The sequence below is a fragment of the Polaribacter vadi genome, from assembly GCF_018861005.1.
Lineage (GTDB): Bacteria > Bacteroidota > Bacteroidia > Flavobacteriales > Flavobacteriaceae > Polaribacter > Polaribacter vadi_A.
Genome location: NZ_JAHKQL010000016.1, coordinates 220,145 through 241,614, shown reverse-complemented (window position 1 = coordinate 241,614; position 21,470 = coordinate 220,145). Strand labels below are relative to the sequence as shown.

Annotated in this window: 18 protein-coding genes, 2 tRNA genes and 1 pseudogene; 16 read left to right on the top strand and 5 right to left on the bottom strand. The window is 29.5% G+C overall.

Annotated features, from left to right (window positions below; all coding sequences use genetic code 11):
• The first annotated feature begins 22 nt into the window (after nt 1-22).
• From KO506_RS09335 to KO506_RS09310, 6 genes and pseudogenes are all read left to right on the top strand, one after another.
• On the top strand, nt 23-364 hold the full coding sequence (locus tag KO506_RS09335) for a HopJ type III effector protein (protein ID WP_215994635.1): 342 nt from the start codon (nt 23-25) through the stop codon (nt 362-364).
• 3 nt (nt 365-367) lie between these two features.
• Nucleotides 368-941 (top strand): annotated as a pseudogene (locus tag KO506_RS09330) (uracil-DNA glycosylase family protein).
• A gap of 33 nt (nt 942-974) precedes the next feature.
• Nucleotides 975-2,705, top strand: coding sequence for a M28 family peptidase (locus tag KO506_RS09325; protein WP_215994634.1), 1,731 nt, complete (start codon nt 975-977; stop codon nt 2,703-2,705).
• A 4-nt stretch (nt 2,706-2,709) separates the two neighbouring features.
• Nucleotides 2,710-3,045 carry an MGMT family protein gene (locus KO506_RS09320; protein WP_215994633.1) on the top strand — a complete coding sequence of 112 codons (336 nt, stop codon included), beginning with the start codon at nt 2,710-2,712 and terminating at the stop codon, nt 3,043-3,045.
• A gap of 202 nt (nt 3,046-3,247) precedes the next feature.
• Nucleotides 3,248-4,387 carry an Mrp/NBP35 family ATP-binding protein gene (locus KO506_RS09315; RefSeq protein WP_215994632.1) on the top strand — a complete coding sequence of 380 codons (1,140 nt, stop codon included), beginning with the start codon at nt 3,248-3,250 and terminating at the stop codon, nt 4,385-4,387.
• A 4-nt stretch (nt 4,388-4,391) separates the two neighbouring features.
• A complete protein-coding gene (locus tag KO506_RS09310) occupies nt 4,392-4,628 on the top strand; it encodes a NifU family protein (protein ID WP_215994631.1) in 237 nt (78 codons plus the stop codon).
• 181 nt (nt 4,629-4,809) lie between these two features.
• On the opposite strand, the gene KO506_RS09305 is transcribed toward KO506_RS09310, so the two are convergent.
• Nucleotides 4,810-5,781: a type I phosphomannose isomerase catalytic subunit gene (locus KO506_RS09305; protein WP_215994630.1), complete on the bottom strand. Its 972-nt coding sequence runs from the start codon at nt 5,779-5,781 to the stop codon at nt 4,810-4,812.
• Nucleotides 5,782-6,010: 229 nt separating this feature from the next.
• Between KO506_RS09305 and KO506_RS09300 the strand changes: the two genes are divergently transcribed.
• The 6 genes from KO506_RS09300 (at nt 6,011) to KO506_RS09275 (ending at nt 9,740) form a co-directional block, all read left to right on the top strand.
• Nucleotides 6,011-6,082: transfer RNA gene (locus KO506_RS09300), tRNA-Gly, on the top strand.
• Between the two features lie 23 nt (nt 6,083-6,105).
• Nucleotides 6,106-6,191 (top strand) — tRNA-Leu (locus KO506_RS09295).
• 140 nt (nt 6,192-6,331) lie between these two features.
• Nucleotides 6,332-6,913 (top strand): HupE/UreJ family protein, encoded by a 582-nt coding sequence (locus tag KO506_RS09290; RefSeq protein ID WP_215994629.1) that lies wholly within the window; start codon nt 6,332-6,334, stop codon nt 6,911-6,913.
• A gap of 57 nt (nt 6,914-6,970) precedes the next feature.
• Entirely contained in the window at nt 6,971-7,396 is a 426-nt protein-coding gene (locus KO506_RS09285) for a deoxycytidylate deaminase (RefSeq protein WP_215994628.1), read from the top strand.
• On the top strand, nt 7,389-8,960 hold the full coding sequence (locus tag KO506_RS09280; RefSeq protein WP_215994627.1) for a S41 family peptidase: 1,572 nt from the start codon (nt 7,389-7,391) through the stop codon (nt 8,958-8,960). The genes KO506_RS09285 and KO506_RS09280 overlap by 8 nt, the downstream gene beginning before the upstream one ends.
• A gap of 15 nt (nt 8,961-8,975) precedes the next feature.
• Nucleotides 8,976-9,740: a UDP-2,3-diacylglucosamine diphosphatase gene (locus KO506_RS09275; RefSeq protein WP_215994626.1), complete on the top strand. Its 765-nt coding sequence runs from the start codon at nt 8,976-8,978 to the stop codon at nt 9,738-9,740.
• Nucleotides 9,741-9,789: 49 nt separating this feature from the next.
• Here the strand turns inward: KO506_RS09275 and KO506_RS09270 are convergent, their stop codons facing one another.
• The 4 genes from KO506_RS09270 to KO506_RS09255 form a co-directional block, all read right to left on the bottom strand.
• Complete coding sequence (locus KO506_RS09270) at nt 9,790-12,666, bottom strand: TonB-dependent receptor (RefSeq protein WP_215994625.1); 2,877 nt, start codon at nt 12,664-12,666, stop codon at nt 9,790-9,792.
• Between the two features lie 161 nt (nt 12,667-12,827).
• Nucleotides 12,828-15,764, bottom strand: coding sequence for a TonB-dependent receptor (locus KO506_RS09265; protein ID WP_215994624.1), 2,937 nt, complete (start codon nt 15,762-15,764; stop codon nt 12,828-12,830).
• Nucleotides 15,765-15,784: 20 nt separating this feature from the next.
• The gene (locus KO506_RS09260; protein ID WP_215994623.1) at nt 15,785-16,774 is read right to left on the bottom strand and encodes a FecR family protein; all 990 of its coding nucleotides are present in this window, start codon (nt 16,772-16,774) and stop codon (nt 15,785-15,787) included.
• Between the two features lie 90 nt (nt 16,775-16,864).
• On the bottom strand, nt 16,865-17,428 hold the full coding sequence (locus tag KO506_RS09255; protein ID WP_215994622.1) for an RNA polymerase sigma factor: 564 nt from the start codon (nt 17,426-17,428) through the stop codon (nt 16,865-16,867).
• A 131-nt stretch (nt 17,429-17,559) separates the two neighbouring features.
• On the opposite strand from KO506_RS09255, the gene KO506_RS09250 reads away from it, so the two are divergent.
• The 4 genes from KO506_RS09250 to KO506_RS09235 all read left to right on the top strand — a co-directional run bounded on the left by KO506_RS09250 (nt 17,560) and on the right by KO506_RS09235 (nt 21,424).
• Entirely contained in the window at nt 17,560-18,549 is a 990-nt protein-coding gene (locus KO506_RS09250) for an AAA family ATPase (RefSeq protein WP_215994621.1), read from the top strand.
• 97 nt (nt 18,550-18,646) lie between these two features.
• Entirely contained in the window at nt 18,647-19,516 is an 870-nt protein-coding gene (locus KO506_RS09245) for a DUF58 domain-containing protein (protein WP_215994620.1), read from the top strand.
• Nucleotides 19,516-20,430, top strand: coding sequence for a BatD family protein (locus KO506_RS09240; RefSeq protein WP_215994619.1), 915 nt, complete (start codon nt 19,516-19,518; stop codon nt 20,428-20,430). The genes KO506_RS09245 and KO506_RS09240 overlap by 1 nt, the downstream gene beginning before the upstream one ends.
• Nucleotides 20,414-21,424 (top strand): vWA domain-containing protein, encoded by a 1,011-nt coding sequence (locus KO506_RS09235; RefSeq protein ID WP_215994618.1) that lies wholly within the window; start codon nt 20,414-20,416, stop codon nt 21,422-21,424. Before KO506_RS09240 ends, KO506_RS09235 begins: the two co-directional genes overlap by 17 nt.
• The last annotated feature ends 46 nt before the right edge of the window (nt 21,425-21,470 follow it).

Sequence of the window (21,470 nt, the reverse complement as noted above, 5' to 3'; positions counted from 1 at the left end):
GCAAATTACTCAAAAACATAATATGTCTATCTTAGAATTCAAAACCAAATTAAAAGAAAACCCAGAATCAATTTTATTTGCAGAAACCATGCAAATAATAGAAGAGAATTACAACTTTACACCAACTGCATTTACAAATGGTGAAATCAAAAATAAAGCCGAAGAAAATTCTGGTTCTTGTAAATTATTTGCTTTTGCTACACATCAACAATTATCAAAAGAAGAGACATTGGCTTGTTTTGGCGAACATTATAGAGGTGTTTTAGAGTATAAAGATGGAACATCACACCAAAATATTAGAAACTTTATGAAAACCGGTTTTAGTGGTTTGTCTTTTGATGGTGATGCTTTAGAACTAAAATAGTATATGCAAAACCTTTTATCAGAAATAAAAAAATGCACGCTTTGTGAACCGCATTTAGATTTAGGAGCAAATCCTGTAGTTTCTACTCACCTAAATTCTAAAATTGTAATTGTGGGGCAAGCTCCAGGTACAAAAGTTCACAAATCTAGCATTCCTTGGGATGATGCAAGTGGAAAACAATTACGTAAATGGCTCAATGTTTCTGATGAAAATTTTTACAATAAAGTAAAATTTGCAATTGTGCCTATGGGTTTTTGTTACCCAGGAAAAGGGAAAAGTGGAGACAAACCACCAAGAAAAGAATGCGCTCCTAAATGGCATCAGCAATTATTTGATAGAATGCCAAATTTAGAGTTAATCATTTTAATAGGAATGTATGCGCAAAACTATTACTTAAAAAACAAAGCAAAAAGAACACTTACAGAAACTGTAGATAATTATCCAGCATATTTACCTAAATATTTTACATTACCTCATCCATCACCAAGAAACCGTTTTTGGTTGACAGAAAAATCCATGGTTTGAAAAAAATGTAATTCCTGAATTACAGAAAAGAGTTGCAGAAATTTTGAATTAAAAAAACTACTTTTATAACTTCTAAAACCAGGTTATGTTCAAAAAATTAAGTTACTTTTTATGCATTACAATAGTATTTATCAACTGTACAAATAATAACCCAAAACTATTAAATACATCAAATTATGCTGATGTAATCAATGAAGAATTTACTGGAGATTTAGCTTATGAAACTACTTCTTTTGTAGAAAAATACTGGAGAGTTGTTGGTAATTCTGGTTTTAATAAAAGCATCTATAAAATTGAAGAAGCACTTGTAAAAGCGGGTTATGTTTTAGAAGAAAATGCCACAGAAAATGATGTTTTAACTTATAGAATTGAAAAACGACCGCTAAAAAAACCTACTTGGGAATCTGTGAATGCAATTGTTGAATTTGAAGGCAGTAAAGAAGAGCCACTTTTATCTCATACTGCAAACAGAAATATGATTGCTTTAAATTCTTACAGCACTCCAAAAGAAGGAATCTCTGCTGAAGTTGTACATATAAAAGATTTTAAAAACATAGCTAATATTGATGTGAAAGGCAAAATTGTTTTTGCAGAAACCAGTCCTTATCGAATTTATAAAACTGCAATTGTAGATGGTAAAGCAGCAGGAATTATCACATACAATAATCCAAAGTATTTACAGCCAGAAAAAAATTCAACCTCAATTCAGTTTCGATCAATTCCTCAAGATACGATCCACAAACCGTGGGCAATTGCATTGTCTTTTGCTGCAAAAGAACGGTTAAAAAAGGCTTTAGAAAAAGGCAAAGTTACTTTAAATGTAAAAATTGAAACCAACATTTATCCATCAGAAGAATTAACAATTATTGCAGAAGTTAAAGGAACAGAAAAACCAAAAGAACGTTTGGTTTTTAGTGCTCATGTGCAAGAACCTGGTGCAAACGATAATGCAACTGGAGTTGGTGTAGCATTAGAAATGGCTGCATTGACTGCAAAATTTATCCATCAAAAACAATATCAGCCTAAAAGAACATTAACCTTTTTATGGGGAGATGAAATTGTATCTACTAGAAGGTATGTGCAAGAAGATTCTATTAGAGCTAAAGATATTAAATGGGGAGTTTCTTTAGATATGGTTGGTGAAGACACTGAAAAAACAGGAGGAACTTTCTTGATAGAAAAAATGCCAGACCCAAGTGCCATTTGGACACGTGGAAAAGACCAACACACAGAATGGGGTGGTTCTAAAATGAACTTAAAACAAATGAAACCTCATTATTTAAACGATTTTTTAATTGATAAATTCAAAGCGCAAGGCAAAAGAGCAAATTGGGTTGTTAGCACAAATCCGTTTGAAGGAGGAAGTGATCACGTACCTTTTTTAAGGGAAAACATACCAAGTGTTTTGTTTTGGCATTTTACAGATCAGTTTTACCATACAGATAATGACAGAATAGATAAAGTGTCTAAAACAACTTTAAAAAATGTAGGAACAACTGCTTTAATTGCTGCATACACTTTATTAAATGCTGATAAAAATACTGCAAAAACTATTTTATCTGACTTAGAAAAAGCTGCTGTAAGTCGTTTAAACGATGAGTTAAAACAAAGTAAAATAGCTATTAATAAAGGAGACTCTTTAAACACTCAAATACAAATTATTGAGGCTTGGAAAGGTTGGTATCAAAAATCTTTTAAAACCGTAAATGATATGGTTTCTAACAAGAAAATAATTAACAAAGAGATTCAAAATTCTGAGAAATTAATTGATTCAATTTCTATAGACATCATAGAAAAACTTCAAAATAAAGATTAGTATTATGATAAAAGAGTCAGATAATTTTTTTGAAAAAGTGTATACAGTTGCTCGAAAAATTCCTTTTGGTAGAGTTACAAGCTATGGAGCTATTGCCATTTATTTAGGAGCAGCAAGATCTGCAAGAATGGTTGGTTGGGCTATGAATAAAGCCCATAATTTAGAAGATGTTCCTGCACACAGAGTAGTAAACAAAAAAGGATTATTAACAGGCAAACATCATTTTGATGGTACAAACTTAATGCAACAATTATTAGAAAACGAAGGCATTGTTGTAATTGATAATCAAATTCAAGATTTAGAAAAAGTTTTTTGGAATCCTTCAGAACATTTATCCTAATTTTTCAAAAATCAGGAAATTAGGTGCAAAAAACAGATCATCTCTTTTTATACTATTTACTTTATAATAGCAACCTATCAATCCATAGACAAACATAATTTATTTACTTTATTTTATAATTTGTAAGGCGTATCTTTGTATGGTAGACTAAGTAAAAACTAAAAGTTACTTATAACTTTAGTTATAAGCCAAAAGCGAAGAAATGAGTTTTAAAAAACAAGATATATACAACGCATTAGAAACAATTACAGCTCCTGGAGAGGGTAAAAGTTTAATAGAAAATAACAATGTAAAAAATGTTGTTATTTTTGGTGATGAAGTAAATGTAGATGTTACCATTAGCAACCCAACTTTACAAGCAAAAAAGAAAGTTGAAGCTGAAATTACCAAAGCCATTAAAACTAATGTTGATGAAAAAATTGACGTAAAAATCAATTTAAAAGTAGAGAAAACTGCGCCAAAAGAAGACCCGAATTTAATTCGTGGTAAAGAAATACCAAATATTAAAAACATTATTGCAATTGCTTCTGGTAAAGGAGGTGTTGGTAAATCTACAGTAACCTCTAATTTAGCAGTTTCTTTAGCTAAAATGGGCTTTAGTGTTGGTGTTTTAGATGCAGATGTTTATGGGCCATCGCAACATATTATGTTCGATGTAGAAAAAGAGAAACCACTTTCTGTAAATGTAGATGGTCGTTCTAAAATGAAACCAATTGAAAATTATGGAGTTAAATTATTGTCTTTAGGTTTTTTTACAAATCCAGATCAGGCTGTAATTTGGAGAGGACCAATGGCATCTAAAGCTTTAAAACAATTAATTTTTGATGCTGCTTGGGGCGAATTAGATTTTCTTTTAATAGATTTACCTCCAGGAACAGGAGATGTACATTTGTCTATTGTACAAGCCTTACCAATTAATGGAGCTGTTGTAGTTTCTACACCACAAAACATTGCATTGGCAGATGCTAAAAAAGGAGTTGCAATGTTTCAGCAAGACAGCATAAAAGTTCCTGTTTTAGGAATCATAGAAAATATGGCATATTTTACGCCAGAAGAATTACCTAACAATAAATATTATATCTTTGGTAAAGATGGTGCAAAAAACCTTGCAGAAGATATAAATACAACCTTTTTAGGAGAAATACCTTTAGTACAAAGTATTCGTGAAGCTGGAGATGTTGGGCATCCAGTAGCTTTACAAGAAGATACTGTTTTAGAAAAATCATTTAGCGATATTACCAAAGAAATGGTAGCTCAATTATTAAAAAGAAATGCAAATTTACCACCAACAGAAGTTGTTAGAATTACAACAATGAGTGGTTGCAGTTCAGTAAAAAACTAGATTTATGACAGCACAAGAAACACATAATAATGTAGAAAAGGCTTTAGATGAAATTCGTCCTTTTTTAATAAGCGATGGTGGTAACATAAAGTTACTTTCTATAGAAGACGCCATTGTAAAAGTACAATTAGAAGGCGCTTGCACAGGATGTTCTGTAAATCAAATGACCTTAAAAAATGGTGTAGAAGCCACTATTAAAAAGTACGCTCCAGAAATACAAGAAGTAATAAACGTTGCTTAAAAAAATATTTTGGGCGTTACTTTATGCAGCAAGCAAGCTGCATTAAAGTCAGGCTTTCAGCACTCGCTTTTTTGTTTTGCTGAATAAAAATTCAGCAAAACAAAAAGAGCTTAAACAAATGCTTCAATCCTTAACGCGCTTATCAAACTCAATAAAAAGCACGAAAAAGTATTTAAATTTATTAATAATAAACTTCTAAAACTTTAGCGTTTTCTGCTTTTAACTGAATCGTTTTTATAGCAGCTGGCAACAATAAAGTTTCACCAGTATTAATCGTGTAAGTTTTTTCTTCAGAAATTAAATCCACAGAACCCTCTACACACATATAAATTACAAAAGAATCTATTTCTGAGTAATCTTTATCTATTGTGGTATTAATATCTAAAATATTTGTTCTAAAATATGGAGAATACACCAATTTATTCGAAACATTTTTTTCTAAATTGTACTCTGTTTTATAATTCTCATGAACTTCATAATCTAAAACATCCATAGCCATATCACTATGCAACTCTCTTTTTTCTCCAGTTTTAGCATCTACTCTATCATAATCATAAATACGATACGTAATATTAGAGGTCTGCTGAATTTCGGCTAACAAAACTCCAGCTCCAATTGCATGCACACGACCTGTTGGTATGTAAAAAGTATCACCTTTATTTACAATTTCATGATGCATTACTTCTAAAATAGTATTATTCGCTAAATGCGATTTATAACCTTCTGCATCTATTTTTTCATCAAAACCAACAATTAGCTCAGCATCTTCATCAGCTTGCATTACGTACCACATTTCATTTTTACCAAATGAGTTATGGCGTTCTTTAGCAACTTCATTATTAGGATGCACCTGAATAGATAAAGGCGTTTTAGCATCTATAAACTTTATTAATAGCGGGAATTCTTCCCCGAATTTTTCATAAACTGCATTACCAACAAAATCACCTTTGAATTCATTTGTTAAATCTCTCAGAGATTTACCTTCTAAATCACCTTTAGCAACAACAGTTTCATCACCAGAAACATCAGAAATTTCCCAAGACTCACCAATATTCTCTTCTGTATAATTTTTATTTAATTCCGTTTTTAGTTTTTCTCCACCCCAAATTCTATACTTGTAAAGTGGTGCAAATTTTAAAGGATATAATTTCATAATATATTTTTTTAAAATCAAGTATCAAATTTAAATATATAATTTTAATTGATGTAAAACTAACATTAAATTGAAAATCGACCTCATAAAAACTAAGTGAAAAAGAGAAAACCTACATTTCTAAAATAAATTATAAAAAAAATGAAAAAGTATTTGCCAGATCTATAAAACTTACTATATTTGCACCGCTCTAATAATTTAGAGTTTATGTTCTTTAAAAAACAAGACTGCGAAAGTAGCTCAGGGGTAGAGCATCACCTTGCCAAGGTGAGGGTCGCGGGTTCAAATCCCGTCTTTCGCTCTAAACCTTTTATAAAATTTCATGCTGAAGTGGTGGAATTGGTAGACACGCTGGACTTAAAATCCAGTGAGCAGTAATGCTCGTATGGGTTCAAGTCCCATCTTCAGTACAAGAACCGTAACATTTATTTGTTACGGTTTTTTTGTTTTCTTTAAATTTTAACAAAACCTATAAGGTTTAACTTAAATTTTGATTTAATTCGCTTACAGTTTTTAATATCTTTGGTTTTCATTAATTCAAATTTTAAAAATGGAAGATTTTATTCTTTACTTTAAAATGGGTCTAAATCACGTTTTAGACTTCTCTGCTTACGATCATATTATATTTTTAATTGTTTTAGCTGTAGTTTTTACTTATTACGAAATAAAAAAAGTAATTTGGTTAGTTACATTATTTACACTTGGACACTCAATAACACTAGCGTTATCTGCTTATAAAATAGTAAACATCAGTATAGAATTAATAGAGTTTTTAATTCCATTAACCATTTTTATTACAGGTTTTGTAAATATTTTAAATTCTAAGAATTCATCCTCTAAAAAAAACAATACAAACTTAATTTTTGCTTTATTTTTTGGATTAATTCACGGTTTAGGGTTTTCTAATTATTTTAGAATGATGATTGGTCAAGAAGAAAATAAACTTATGCCTTTAGTTGAATTTGCTTTCGGAATTGAAGTTGCACAAATAATTATAGTTTTAGGTATTTTAATTCTAGGAACTATATTTCAACATCCATTAAAAGTAGATAAAAGAGATTGGATTTTAGTCTGTTCATCGATTGTAATTGGTTTTGCTATACAAATGATGGTAGACAGAGTGTTTTGGTAAAAAAATTGTCTAATTATTAACGGCTTAATCCTTTAAATCTTTTTAATTTCGTTTTTTATGAATGAAAAGAAGCAACTAAAATACGATATGGCCTATTTAAAGATGGCTCGTGAATGGGGGAAACTATCCCATTGTAAAAGAAAACAAGTTGGTGCTTTAATTGTAAAAGAAAGAATGATTATTTCTGATGGTTTTAACGGAACCCCAACTGGTTTTGATAATTGCTGCGAAGATGGAGAAGGAAAAACTAAATGGGAAGTTTTACACGCGGAAGCAAATGCTATTTTAAAAGTAGCATCCTCTACACAATCTGCAAAAAATGCTACTTTATACATAACTTTGTCTCCTTGTACAGATTGCAGCAAACTGATACATCAAGCAGGAATTAAAAGAGTTGTTTATGCAAATGCATACAAAGACCCAGCAGGATTAGAATTTTTAGAAAAAGCTGGTGTAGAAATTAAGTACTTACCTTATGAATAAAAATAATTTACCTATATATTTTGCAATTGCAGTGGTTTTAGGCATTTTAATTGGCGTGTTTTTCGGAGGAAATTCAGACAATTTATTATCGCTCTCTAAAAACCAATCGCAAGAACAAAAAATTAAAAAACTTATTAATTTTATTGAACAAGATTATGTAGATGATGTAAATACAGAAGATCTTTTAGATGGAGCAATTACACAAATGTTGGGTAAATTAGATCCACATTCTATATACATACCAAAAGAAAACCAGCAAGCCAACATAGAAAATATGCAAGGTAATTTTGTTGGTATTGGAGTTCAGTTTAGAATGATAAAAGACTCTATTACAGTAGTACAACCCATTAAAGGAGGGCCAAGTATAAAAGCTGGTATAAAAGCTGGAGACAGAATTTTAATGGCAGATAATGATACTTTATATGGTAAAAATTTTAAAACAGGTATTGTACCAAAATACTTAAAAGGGAAACCAGAAACCAAAGTAGCACTTCAAATTTATAGAAAAAGCAACGATTCTTTATTTACAGTAGATATTACTCGCGGAAAAGTAAATATTAAAAGTGTAGATTTAGCTTATATGATAAACGATTCTATTGGTTATATAAAATTAGATCGTTTTGCTAGAAATACGTACAGAGAATTTAAATCATCACTTAATAGTTTAATTGATGATGGAATGACAGATCTCGTTTTAGATCTACGTGGAAATGGTGGTGGTTTTATAGATATTGCTAACAGAATTATTGATGAGTTTTTAGAAGATGACAAACTAATGGTCTTCACTAAAAACAACAAAGAACAAATTGATGAGTTTTTTGCAACCTCAATTGGTTCTTTTGAAAAAGGTGGCTTATATGTTTTAATTGATGAAAACTCAGCTTCTGCTTCAGAAATTGTGGCTGGTGCTTTGCAAGACAATGACAAAGGTACAATTATAGGTCGTAGATCTTTTGGTAAAGGCTTAGTGCAAATAGAAATGGATTTAGGTGATGGCTCTGCTGTACGTTTAACAACTGCAAGATATTATACACCTACTGGACGTTCTATACAAAAACCATATGCTAAAAATGGTGATAAAGATTACAGAAAAGATTATCAAAATAGAATTGCAAACGGAGAATTATTAAGTAAAGACAGTATTAAAGTAATTGATTCTTTACAATTTAAAACACCAAAAGGTAAAATAGTTTATGGTGGTGGAGGTATAATTCCTGATGTTTTTGTGGCCATAGATACTACTTCTTATATGTCTAATTTCTATTACAACACTGTAAATAATTTTGCTTTTGATTATGTTGATAATAACAGAACTTTATTATCAAAATGGACAATTGATACTTTTTCTGAGGGTTTTGATACAAACGATGTTGTTTTTGATACTTATTTATCAAAAATAAAAGACAGAGCAAATCCTTCTTTTAAAACCAAAACAAGCTTAAAAAAATACTTAAACGCATCTATTGCAAATGTACTTTTTGGTGATGTTGGTTTTTATAGAATTATACATAAAGATGACAAAATGCTACAAAAAGTTTTGGAGTTGGAAAGTAAAGAGGAATAGCTTTTCTTTGCAAAGATGATTAAAATTAACACTACTAAAAATAAGAAAGTCTATTTTGCTTCAGACCAACATTTAGGTGCTCCTACTCCTGAAAAAAGTTTTCCTCGCGAAAAGAAATTTGTAGCTTGGTTAAACTTGATAAAAGAAGATGCAGAAGCCATTTTTTTAGTTGGTGATTTGTTCGATTTTTGGTTCGAATACGACACTGTAGTTCCTAAAGGATTTGTTAGAGTTTTAGGGAAATTAGCAGAAATTAGAGATTCTGGAATACCTATTTATTTTTTTGCAGGCAATCATGATCTTTGGATGAACGACTATTTTGAAAAAGAACTAAACATACCTGTTTATCATAAACCACAAATTTTTTTAATCAACAATAAAAAAGTATTTATTGGTCATGGTGATGGTTTAGGTCCAGGAGACAAAGGTTTTAAACGAATGAAAAAAGTGTTTACGTTTCCTTTATTTAAATGGATGTTTAAATGGTTACACCCAGATTTAGGTGTAAAACTAGGTCAATTTATGTCTGTTAAAAACAAAATGATTTCTGGAGATGAAGACTTTAAATTTTTGGGTGAAGAAAAAGAATGGTTAGTACAATATTGCAAACGCAAGTTAGAAACAAATCATTACGATTATTTTGTTTTTGGTCACAGACATTTGCCATTAGAAATTCAACTAAATGAAAATAGTAAATACATTAATCTTGGAGATTGGATTAACTACTTTACTTACGGCGAATTCAGTAACGAATTTAAATTATTAAAATATCAAAAATAAAAAAAGACGACTATATAAATAGTCGCCTTTTTTATAAAAAAATTTGTAATTATTTTAAGTTAAAACTTAGTCTAGCAAATAAAAATCTACCACTAATACCAAATTGTTGTGCTCTTCTAGACCAATCAAAACGTCCAGAACTTCTGTTACCATAAGCAGCATCTGCCATATCTGGATAAACATCTAACAAGTTATTTGCACCAATAGTTAAAGTTAAATCTTCTGACGCTTTATAACCAAAAGACAAATCAGTAACCACTTTAGAACTAAATACTTGTTGATTTGCAACAACTGTTGTAGCTTCTGTTACCTCACCAAAATATACATTTCTTAAAAAGATATTAAATTTACCAGAAGTAAAGTTATTTGTTAAGTTAAATTTAGTTCTAGGTACAGCTTCTTCTAAATAAACTCTACTATCTTCAGGAAAATAAGTGCTTTCTAAACCTGCATTCTTTAAAACTTCAGAAGATTTTATATCACCAACTTGCTCTGTTTTAGATAAAGTAGCAGATAAATCTGATGTTAATCTAGAGTTTGAACCAATATCAGCTTTATGTGTAATTACAAAATCTAAACCTTTAGACTGAGTATCTATTGCGTTTGCAAAGAAAGATGCTGCAGAAGCATTTGCTTGCGCTAAAAGATTATCTAATTCTGTTCCTGTTCCTGGACCTTGAAATTGCCCTGTATAAACAACTCTATCATCTATATTAACAACATAACCATCTAGAGTAAATGTAATATTTGACTCTGGTAATTTAGCAGTAAAACCTGCACTAAAACTACTAGATGTTTCTTCTTTTAACTGAGGGATACCCAATAATTTTGCTGCTCTACTATCATTAGCAAAAGTACCAACTTCTTGCGGATCTCCATTTTGATCGAAAATAGTAGAAGTTGCATTATAATTTAATTGATGTAAAGATGGCGCTCTAAAACCTGTATTAAAAGAAGCTCTAATTCTAAAATTATCAGAAACTTTATAAATTGATGCCAACTTAAAATTAACTGTAGATCCAAAATCTGAATAATTTTCAAAACGAGTAGCTGCAGTTAAAGAAAATTGCTCAGATAAAGTAGCATCTAAATCTACATAACCTGCAACACTATTTCTACCTCTATTTAACTCGTTACTTGGACTAAAACCAGGAAATACTTGAGAACCACCAGGTCTACTTGCTCCAAAGAAGTCTGTTAAAGGTACTTGTGTAGAAGTTGTTATAGCTTCACCATTAGCTGTATATTGTGAGTAAGAAGCTGTTTCACCAGCAATAATTTCGTAGTTTTCTAATCTATACTCAGCACCAAAAGCAACACCTAAACCTTCAAACGTATTTTCGAAAAATTTATTTAAATCTAAATTTACTGTGTTTTGAGAGAAAGCAAATCCACCTGCATCAAAAGTTGTTGGAGAAGAGTTACCCATAGATGCATTATAAGTGTTACCAATAATATAATCGAATGAATTTTTACCAAAAGTATTCGAAAAATCTACATTCCATTCACCGATTTTACCTTTAATACCTACAGCTAAAGACTTATCTGTAATTGTAGAATTAATTTCTGGTAAAAACCCATTAATATAAGCAGGTGTATATGTTCTACTTTGGTTTGGTAATCTGTAAAAACCAGCTGAGTTACCATCTCTAGAACCTAAACCAGCAAAAGAATAGATTTCAGTTCCATTATCATCTAAAGGTAATTTAAAGTTGGCAAAAAATCTACCTCCACGAACTTTAGATTGCCCTACTCTCATGTTAAAATCTTTACGCTCTAAACCCCTTGCTGCTAATTCTGCAGTAGTATTATCTGCAGATAAAACTGTTTGTAAGTCTGCTTTTGTAGAAGCTCCATTTAAATTAATACCAGCTGCATTTGCATACTGAATTACATCACTTACATCATCGTCTAATAATTGAGATAAATCATAACCATCATTACTAGCAAATCTTTCTACAGTATTGTAAAGGTTAAAAATATCTCCTTCCCATTCTTTCATTCTACTGTAATCTTCTCTAAAATCAAAATCTCCAGTAAAGTTTATAAAACCTCCATTTTCGCCAATAGGTAAACCATAATTTGCACTAATATTAATAGTTTCACCATCTACACCACCAGTTTGTCCGTTTGCATTTTTACTAAAATTAGCACCTGTGGTTACATTTAAAGAAAGTTCATTTACAGTTTCATTTAAAACAATATTTATAACCCCAGCAATTGCATCAGAACCATATTGTGCAGCAGCACCATCTCTTAAAACTTCAATTCTTTTAATTGATGCAGCAGGTATAGCATTTAAATCTGTACCTACACTACCTCTACCAAAAGTACCATTTACATTTACTAAAGAAGAAGTATGTCTTCTTTTTCCATTGATTAAAACTAATACTTGATCTGGCCCTAAACCTCTTAAAGATGCAGGATCTATATGATCTGTTCCATCAGAAATTGTTTGTGTATTTGATGTGAAAGATGGCGCTACAAAATTTAAAATTTGATTTAAATTTACTTGAGGTGAACTCAATGCTAATTCTTTTACATTTACAATATCTATAGGCACAGGTGAGTCTACAGCTGTTCTATTTGGGTTTCTTGAACCAATTACAACAACTTCTTCTAAAGCATTATCATCTTCAACAATAATGGTTAAGTATTTAGTTGATGTAACTTTTACAACCTTAGTTGCAAACCCCATAGAAGACACTACTAATGTTGTTGGTAAACTTTTAACGTTAACGCTAAACTCTCCATTATCGTCTGTTACAGTTCCATTTGTAGTTCCTTTTACTAATACATTCATGTAAGGTAAAACGCCTCCTGATGCATCAGTTACTTTCCCTTTTATAGTTTGTGCTATTAATCCAATAGGAAGCATAAACATAAAAGTAATCGTCATTAATTTTAAAAGATACTTTTGTTTCATAAATAAGTAATTTGATTGTTAAATAAAATTTAAACACCCCTAATTTGTAGATTACAAGATAAGAGCTGTTTTATTTAAGAAGACAAAAAAAGAAAAAGTATACTCTAAAAAAATTAATTTTTTTTAAAGAAATTAATAAAACTGTATTAACTATTTAATATTTATAGATTTATATTGAATTTTAAATAATAAAAAGCACCATTAGCTCCCATTTGTGTAGCATCCCATTTACCACCACTATCTGTAAAATTATCTTGCTCTGTTGGATAAACATTAAACAAGTTATTTGCACCTGCTTGCAGATTTAAAGCTTTATTTAATTGATATCCTAAATGCAAATCTGTAGTAACTTTAGCTTTATAAGTATCTGTAGCTGCAGTTAATCTTTCTGAAACTGAGTTATTGTAATCTGCTAAATCATTAGTTATTTGCCAATCAATTAGCTTAACCTCACTAAATCTGGTTATTTTTAAAGCGGTAGTTATTTTTTTAAGTTGATAATTAGCCCCAAAACTAAATTTATTTTTAGGAGCTGATGCTAATAAAAATTGTTGTTCTCTTTGCCCAAAGAAAATTTCTTCTGCTAACATTTTGTTATTAATTTCATCAATAACCATGTGATTTATATTACCAGCAAAATCAAAAGAAAGTAATCCTTTTGTTAATTTTTTTTGCCAATTTAAAACTAAATCTACTCCTTTAGTTTTAGTGTTTACACCATTTGCAAAAAATTGAACATTATCTATATTTCCTCCTAAAATACTTGCATCAAAATTACCACTTAATATAATTCTATCTTTAATTGCCACATAATAAGCATCTATAGCCATATTAAAATTTGAACTTAATTTTGATGTAAACCCTAAACTAAAATTCTTAGCTTTTTCTTCTTTTAATTTATCAATATTAAACCTTCTAGCAATTGCACTATTATTTGCAACTAGTAAAGATTCTGTTGCTGCATTACCAATAAAATTTGTAAAGGTTAAATTGTAATAAATTTGAGCTAAAGATGGCGCTCTAAACCCTGTACTAAAAGAGGTTCTTGCACTAAATTTATTATTTAGTTTTATTCTAGAAGCAAGTTTATAATTTAAAGTACTTCCAAAATCGCTGTAATACTCATATCGTAAAGCACCAGCAATCATAAATTTTTTAGAAAAATCAACTTCTGTATCTACATAAACACCAAGATTAGAACGCTCTCTATCTACTTCATTTTCTATAGCATAACCAGGAAAACCTTGAGAACCACCAGGTCTAATTACTCCATTAAACATTTGGTATTCTGAAAATTGAGTGTCTGGGGTTATAAAATTTCCATTAATATCATAAGACTCATAAGAAGCTTCTTCACCTGCAAATATTTTATATTTATCAAGCCTATGCTCTACTCCTAAAGCAATATTAAATCCATATTTATCCTTTAGGAAATATTTAGAAAAATCAATACTTGTTGTGTTTTGCATCAATTGATGACCACCAGCATCAAAATCTGTTGGGGAGTTTTCGACTAAAGTTGCGTTTAAAGTATTTTTAATAAAATATTGAAAATTGTTTCTACCAAAAGTGTTGTTGGCATCAATATTCCAATCTTTAAAACTTGTAATCAATCCAAAGGAAAAAGAATTATCTACAATTTGTGATGTTATTAATGGATTAAATCCATCAGGATAAATTTCGAGCACATTTCTTTCGCTATTAGCCTTGCGTGTAAATGCAAAAGCCTCTGTATTTTTATAGTTAAAACCGCCATTTGCATAAAACTTAGCGTTATTATGAATTGGTATTTCTGAATTAAAAAATAGACTTACATTTTTTATACCTGCTTGCCCATAATTCTCTCTAATTTCTGTACCTTTTCTATAAGTTTTTTCAGAAGAAAGTGCTTCTGCAGTAATATTTACAAAACCACCCTCATTTATTTTTGTTCCGTAATTTAAGGCTAATTTGTAGAGAAATCCATCTGTTTTATTTGGCAATATACTTTCTGTATCTGCATTGTAAAAACCAATTGTAGAACCAACATTTAATTCGTTGTCTGAATCTTTTAAAACAATATTTAAAACACCTGCAATAGCATCAGAACCATATTGTGCAGATGCTCCATCTCTTAAAAGCTCTATTCTTTTAATTGCAGAAATTGGTATTGTATTTAAATCTGTACCTGAATTCCCTCTACCTCTTGTACCATATAAATTTACTAATGATGCTTGATGTCTTCTTTTACCGTTAATTAAAACCAAGGTTTGGTCTGGCCCTAAACCTCTTATGGTTGCAGGATCTATATGATCTGCGCCATCTGCACCAGATTGTTTTGTTGCATTAAATGAAGGAATTACATATTGCAAAAATTGATTTACTTCTACTTGACTGTTCTTAGAAGCTGTTTTTTTTAAATCTATAAAATCTATGGCAAAAGGAGAGTCATTTGCTACTCTATTTTTATTTCTAGAACCAACAATCTGCACCTCTTCTAATTCTTGACCTGCTAATAATGTTATTGTATGAAACTTATTTGCGGTAAGTGTTAGCTTTTTAGATTCGTGTCCTAAAAAACTAACTTTAATTAAATTATTTTTTGGAATATCGAATTCAAAGATTCCGTCTTTATTAGTAGTAATACCAACTAAAGAATACTCTTCTTGCAAAGTTGCTCCAGTAAGTGGTGTATTATCCGAACTTAAAACAATGCCTTTTACTTTAATTTTTTGCTCTTTATAAATGGTATCTACAGATACATTTTTTCTTAAAATAAGTTTGTTTTTTTCTCTACTCTTTACACTTTCTGCATCTTTTTTGTAGTATACAACATAATAGTTATTACCTAAATCATCGATAACAAATGGAGTTATTTTTTCTAATAAAGAAATAGATTGTTCTAAAGAAAGATCTTTAAAACCCTCTTCATAAATGAATTTATTTAAAAGTAAGTTTACGTTATAAGTAAAAAATATTTTATGTTTATTACTAATTTTATTTAGTAATACAGATAAAGGAATTTGTTTTTGCTCTTGGTTTTGCCCAGTTATTTTAAAGCAGATAAATAGTATTAATAAAAATGATAAAAGAGTTTTATGAACATTTATTTTTATCATCTAATAAGATAAAGTTACACCTATTTTTTGCTAATAATTAAACTATTGTCTTTTTTAATAATAGTTACATCTACCGATTTTTCTATAGCCTCAATACAAATATCTATATTTGTTAAAGGCACAGCTCCTGTAATTAAAGTATTTTTAGCTTTATCATCTTTAAAAACTACAGAATAGCCATAAGATTCTTCTATTTTTTCCATAGCTTTTTCCAAAGATAACTTTTCAAAAAGCAAAGTACCATCTTTCCAGGAAGTTTTTAGCGAAGAATTATCTATATCCTTATCTTCTAAAACTCTATTTTCTTTGGCAGAATAAGAAATATAATTACCTGGAAGCATTTGTTTTGTCTCACCATTTTTAAGCGACAACCAAATATCGCCTTCTTCTAAAAAAACATCTGTTTTTTTCTTTTTGGTACTTACATTAAAAGCTGTACCATATACTTGTATAGATAAATCTTGGGTTATAACCCAAAACTTTGCGTTGGTAGCTTTCTTTTTATCAACCTTAAAAAAAGCTTCTCCAGATAACCAGACTTTTCTACTTTCATTTTTATAATAAGACAAACTAGAATTGGAGTTTAAAGTAACGTCACTACCATCTTGTAGTTTTACTTTTAAAATTTCTCCATAATGAGTTTTATGTGTAATCTTTGAGTTTCTATTTAAAAAATAGAACCCAGTTGTTACAATTATTAAGATTGTAGCAGCAACACTAAATTTTTTTAATAATATAACTTTTTGCTTAGGTTTTGCTTCTTTATCCTTAATTTTAGATTGTAACTTTTGCCATTCTAATGCTACTTTTTCTTCAGAAACATTATTATTTTTAAAAGATATACCCAAAATTAAATCTTTAGCAGAGTTTACTAAATCACTTTTATCTGGGTTATTGGCTATCCAAAATTCCCAAAAGTTAATATCTGTACCATTTTTTTGATATACCCAGTTTTCAAAAGACTCATCTTCTAAAAAATCATTTATATCATTGTATTTTCTTTTAGTCATCTTAATAACAATCCATTGTAACCATAATATCCTTCATAATTATAATAAGACTACTTTTGTTTTTTTATACTCTTTAATTTCTGTTAAAGGCTAGTTAAATAATTTTGCAATAGAAACATCCTCTTTTAAACTCTTAATACCTTTATGCAACAAATTTACTACACTTTGGTAATTTATATTCATAATTTCGGATATTTCTCTTGCTTTTAAACCACTATAATACTTTAAATAAATTGCTTCTTTTTGTCTTTTAGGCAAGTTGTTTAATAACTTCGTTAAATTTGCATTATTAAACGCTACAATTTCTTGATTTGTTATTAATTCATCAGCAGTAAACTCTAAATCAACAACATTTTCATTAGAAATATCTGAATATTTAAATCTTGATTTTTTTTTCATCATTCTCATTAAAAAGCGTTTATATGATAAAAAAAGGTAAGGTGCAATAGTTTCTAAATCGCTTAAATTCTCTCTATGTTCATAAACATACAAGAAAAAATCTTGTAAAGAATCTTCTGTAAGAGTCTCGTTTTTTGAAATTTTTAAGCCATAATTATAAAGTTTTGAATAATAACTTTCAAAAAGAACTGAAAACGCATTTAAATCTCCTTTTTTTAAGGATTTCCAAATATATTTATCAGTTAATTTTTTCATATCACGTTTAATAATAACCTCTAATGTAAAAAAAAATAACGAATTATCTTTAACCTTGTTTTAACAGATTAATTTTGTTAAAATTGTAGCTTTGTTTATCTGAAAAATTTAATATTAAATTATTACACACAATGGATGTAGATGTTAGAGCTATTAACGAGAAAATAGAGAGAGAAAGTGCTTTTATAGATATTCTTACTCTAGAAATGAGTAAGGTTATTGTTGGGCAAAAACAAATGATAGAAAGTTTGTTAATTGGTTTGTTAGGTAATGGACATATTTTATTAGAAGGTGTACCTGGTTTAGCAAAAACACTAGCTATCAACACCTTATCTAAAGCAGTACAAGGTTCTTTTAGTAGAGTTCAATTTACACCAGATTTATTACCTGCAGATGTTGTTGGAACAATGATTTACAATATGCAAAAAAATAGCTTCGAAATTAAAAAGGGGCCAATTTTTGCAAATTTTGTTTTGGCTGATGAGATTAACAGAGCACCAGCAAAAGTACAATCTGCACTTTTAGAAGCAATGCAAGAACGCCAAACCACAATTGGTGATACTACCTTTAAATTAGACGAACCATTTTTAGTAATGGCAACTCAAAACCCTGTAGAACAAGAAGGTACTTACCCTTTACCAGAAGCACAAGTAGATCGTTTTATGTTAAAGGTAATTATTGATTACCCTAAATTATTAGACGAGCAAATTATAATGCGTCAGAATTTATCTGGTAGTTTTGCTAAAGTAAATCCTGTAATTTCTGTTGAAGAAATTAATAGAGCAAGAGAAGTTGTAAATGAAGTTTATATGGATGAGAAAATCGAAAAATATATCTTAGATATTATTTTTGCAACTCGTTATCCAGAGAAATATAACTTAGCAGATTTAAAAGACTTAATTAGTTTTGGAGCTTCACCTAGGGGAAGTATCAATTTAGCTAAAGCTGCAAAATGTTATGCATTTATTAAAAGAAGAGGTTATGTAATTCCTGAGGATGTAAGAGCTGTTGTTTTTGATGTTTTACGTCATAGAATTGGTATTACTTATGAAGCTGAAGCAGAAAATGTAACTTCTGTAGAAATAATTAACTTAATTATAAACGAAGTAGAAGTACCATAGAAATTTTCAGTTAAATCCGTTTTTAAAAGGTAAAACCTGCTTAAAACTGATTTTTTTTGATTGTAAACTGAAGACTGCAAACTGCATACTTACAAAAATGGATACTAAAGAAATACTTAAAAAAGTTCGTAAAATAGAAATTAAGACAAAACGCTTGTCTAATGATATTTTTGGAGGTGAATATCATTCATCTTTCAAAGGACGAGGTATGACTTTTTCTGAAGTACGCCAATATCAATTTGGTGATGATATTAGAACTATAGACTGGAATGTTACAGCACGTTACAATGAACCTTATGTTAAGGTTTTTGAAGAAGAACGTGAATTAACTATGATGTTAATGGTAGATATTTCTGGGTCAGAATTATTTGGTACATCAACCCAATTTAAAAAAGATACTATTACAGAAATTGCTGCAACACTTGCTTTTTCTGCAACTCAAAATAACGATAAAGTAGGTTTAGTTTTATTTTCTGATGATGTAGAACTTTTTATTCCGCCAAAAAAAGGAAAAAGTCACGTTTTACGAATTATTAGAGAGTTAATTGAGTTTAAACCAAAAAGTAAAAAAACAAATATTGATGCTGCTTTAAAGTTTTTATCTAGTGTTTTAAAGAAAAGAGCAATCGTTTTTATGTTATCTGATTTTATGGATGATGATTACGAAAAAAGCGCAAAAATTGCAGGTAGTAAACACGATTTAACAGGAATTAGAGTCTATGACAAACACGATGAGGAAATTCCGAATTTAGGTGTAGTACCAATGTTAGATGCAGAAACTGGAGAAGTACAATTGATAAACACATCCTCTAAAACCATCAGAACAAATTATAAAGCCAACGCTTTACGATTAACAAATTATTACACCAGTACTTTTAGAAAAAGTGGTGCAGGTACCATAAACACAAGAGTAGACGAAAGTTACGTGAAAAAATTATTAGGATATTTTAAACATAAAGGAAGATAATGAGAAAATACATTTTACATATTTTTTTGTTGATTTCAGCAGTTGCCTTTGCCCAAGACCCAATTGTAAAAGCGCAAATAGAAACTTCTAATATTAGAATTGGTGAACAGTTTAATTTACGAATTACAGTTAAAGATGTAGATAACGTAATTCTACCAAAACTACAATTAAAAGGTTTAGAGGTAATAGACTCTGCAAAAGTAGATACGCTTAACTATATGTTAATTCAAAAATATGTTTTAACAGGTTTTGATAGTGGTGCATTTTACATACCTCAGCAACAAGTTTTTGTTAGAAATCAAGCCTATTTAACAGATTCTCTATTAGTAAATGTAGCTACAGTTGCTGTAGATACAACAGTTGTAAAAAAATATCCAATAAAATCGATTAAAAAAGAACCTTTAGTTTTCGATGATTATAAATTGTACATCTATTTATTAATTGCAGCTTTATTAATTATTGGTTTCTGGATTTACTGGTTTGTTATCAGAAAAAGAAAAGTTGAAGAAGAAGACCCAACTTATGTTGCATTGGCTCCTTATGAAGAAGCTATGTACAAATTGAATGAGTTAGACGAAAAATTACTTTGGCAAAACAATCAAGTAAAACAATATTATAGCGAATTAACAGACATTATTCGTGGTTATATAGAACGTGAATTAAAAGTACCTGCTTTAGAAAAAACTTCTGATGAAATTATAGAAGTATTAAATGATTTTCATGATGCAGATACCATAAATACAACTAAAGAAAACATTAAAAAACTTAAAGAATTATTTAAAGAAGCAGATTTAGTGAAATTTGCAAAATCTAAGCCTATGGCTTTAGAAATTGAAGAAGATAGAAAAGATGCAGAAGAAGTTGTACATAATTTAAAACCAAAACCAATAAGCAAAGATGAGGAATTGGAATAATTTTGAATTTTTAAATCCAGAGTTTCTTTGGTTGTTAGTGTTAATTCCACTTTTAGCCATTTGGTATTTTTTTGCCAGAAAAAAAGATGCTGCAATATTAACAGTGCCTAGCATAAAAGGTTTTAAAGCAAAGTCGTCGCTTTTATCAAAATTAAAACCAATTTTATATGTGTTAAGATTGTTAGCTTTAGCAGCAATTATAGTTGCACTAGCAAGACCTAGAAATGTTTCTGTTAGCAAAAGAACAAAAACCAATAAAGGTATAGATATTGTTATGGCAATTGATGTTTCTGCAAGTATGTTAGCTAGAGATTTAAAACCAAATAGATTAGAAGCACTAAAAAAAGTAGCAGTTACTTTTGTAAATAAAAGACCTAATGACAGAATTGGAATTGTAGTTTATGCAGGAGAAAGCTTTACACAAACACCAATTACTAGCGATAAAGGTATTGTAAAAAGAACTATAGATCGTTTGCAGTGGGGCCAATTAGATGGAGGAACAGCAATAGGAATGGGTTTAGGTTCTGGTGTAAACAGACTAAAAGAAAGTAAAGCCAAAAGTAAAATTATTATTTTATTGACTGATGGTGTAAACAATTCAGGAAATATAGACCCAAGAACTGCAACAGAATTAGCCAAAGAATTAGGTATAAAAGTATATACTATTGGAATTGGTACAAATGGAATGGCAGATTTTCCTTGGAGTAAAGACCCAAGAACAGGTCAGTTGAATTTTAGAAAACAACAAGTAGAAATTGATGAAGCTCTGTTAAAAGAGATTGCATCAGAAACTAATGGGAAATATTTTAGAGCAACCAATAACGATAAATTAGCAGAAATTTATGACGAAATTGACAAGCTCGAAAAAACTAAAATAGAAGAATTTAAATATTATAATTACCAAGAAATGTATAGAGATTTAGTCTTTTTAGCAATTGGTTTATTAATCTTAGAATTCTTGTTAAGAAATACGTTATTTAAGAGTTTTATTTAGATTGATAAATATCTAAAAACGCAAAATAAGTAGTTAAAAAAGTTAC